This window comes from Xanthomonas sp. SHU 199 (genome assembly GCF_000364665.1).
Taxonomy (GTDB): domain Bacteria; phylum Pseudomonadota; class Gammaproteobacteria; order Xanthomonadales; family Xanthomonadaceae; genus Xanthomonas_A; species Xanthomonas_A sontii.
Genome location: NZ_AQOI01000545.1, coordinates 1 through 1,833, shown reverse-complemented (window position 1 = coordinate 1,833; position 1,833 = coordinate 1). Strand labels below are relative to the sequence as shown.

The 1,833-nt window shown below is 70.4% G+C and carries 2 protein-coding genes; both read right to left on the bottom strand.

The features are described from left to right. A partial coding sequence (locus D183_RS0116320) for an acetyl-CoA carboxylase biotin carboxyl carrier protein subunit (protein ID WP_026144551.1) occupies positions 1–259 on the bottom strand: 259 nt, incomplete at its 3' end. 132 nt (positions 260–391) lie between these two features. Beyond that, positions 392–1,833: dihydrolipoyllysine-residue acetyltransferase (gene aceF, locus D183_RS0116315; RefSeq protein WP_017909941.1), on the bottom strand; the 1,442-nt coding region annotated here is incomplete at its 5' end.

Sequence of the window (1,833 nt, the reverse complement as noted above, 5' to 3'; positions counted from 1 at the left end):
CGGGCGCCGCAGCGGCGCCGTCGGCGGTCTCCAGCAGCGCGATCACCGCGCCCTCGGACAGGGTGTCGCCGAGCTTGACCTTCAGTTCCTTGATCACGCCGGCAGCCGCGGACGGCACTTCCAGCGTGGCCTTGTCCGACTCCAGCGTCACCAGGCCCTGGTCCTTCTTCACCGTGTCGCCGACGGCGACCAGCACCTCGATGACCGGAACGTCGCTGTAGTCGCCGATATCCGGGACCTTGACCTCAATGACCGCCATGCAGCTTCTCCTGTGGCCCTTCGCCGCGGCGAGGGGCGTTTGCAGTTCGTCGGCGCGACCGCACAAACAGGCGGCGCGCGCAGGTGGGGGAAAACCGGCGCCGCGACGGACGCGGCGCCGTGACGACAGGGCTTACAGCAGCACGCGGCGCATGTCCGCCAGCACCTGGCTCAGGTAGGTGGTGAAGCGCGCGGCGGCGGCGCCGTCGATGACCCGGTGGTCGTAGCTCAGCGACAGCGGCAGCAGCAGCTTGGGCGCGAATTCCTTGCCGTTCCAGACCGGCTGGATCGACGACTTGGACACGCCCAGGATCGCCACTTCCGGCGCATTGACGATCGGGGTGAAGGCGGTGCCGCCGATGCCGCCGAGCGAGCTGATCGAGAAGCAGCCGCCGCTCATGTCGGCCGGGCCCAGCTTGCCGTCGCGCGCCTTCTTGGCCAGCTCGCCGCTCTCGCGCGCCAGCTCGACCACGCCCTTCTTGTCCACGTCGCGGATCACCGGCACCACCAGCCCGTTCGGGGTGTCGGCGGCGAAGCCGATGTGGAAGTACTTCTTCAGAGTCAGGTTCTCGCCGCTGGCATCGAGCGAGGCGTTGAACTCGGGGAACTGCTTCAGCGCCGCGGCGCTGGCCTTGAGCAGGAAGGCGAGCATGGTCAGCTTGATGCCGGCCTTCTCGTTCTCCTTGTTCAACGCCACACGCAGGGCTTCCAGGTCGGTGATGTCGGCCTGCTCGAACTGGGTGACGTGCGGGATCATCGCCCAGTTGCGCGCCAGGTTGGCGCCGGAAATCTTCTTGATCCGCGACAGCGGCTTGACCTCGACCTCGCCGAACTTGGCGAAGTCCACCTTCGGCCACGGCAGCAGGTTCAGGCCATTGCCGCCCGCGGCGGGCGCGGCACCGGCGGCGGCCGGCGCGGCGCCGGACAGCGCCGCCTTGACGTAGCGCTGCACGTCGTCCTTGGTGATGCGGCCACCCTGCTCCGAGCCGCTGACCTGGAACAGGTCCACGCCGAGCTCGCGGGCGAACACGCGCACCGCCGGGCTCGCATAGGGCACCTTCTGCGGCAGCACGCTGTCGGCGTCGAACGCCACCGGCGGGCTGCTCTGGGTGGCGGACGGCGCGGCGGCCTTGGCCGGCGCCGTGGCCTGGACCTGGGCGATCTCGCGCTGGGCCAGCTTGTCCGGCGCGGACGAGGCCGGCACCGGCTCCACGCCGCCGCCGGTCTCGGCGCTGGGCTGGACCGCGGACGCGGCCGGCGCGTCGGCATCGCTGCCGGCCACTTCGATCAGCGCCACCAGCTTGCCCTCGGACAGACTGTCGCCGACCTTGACCTTGAGTTCCTTGACCACGCCGGCCACCGACGAGGGCACTTCCATCGTCGCCTTGTCCGACTCCAGGGTGACCAGGCCCTGATCCTTCTTGACCGTGTCGCCGACCGCGACCAATACCTCGATCACCGGCACGTCGCTGTAGTCGCCGATGTCCGGCACCCGCGCCTCGACCACGCCGGTCGCCGCGGCCGCGGCGGGCGCCGGCTTGACCGCGTTCTGCGCGGGCGTGGCGGCCGGAGCGA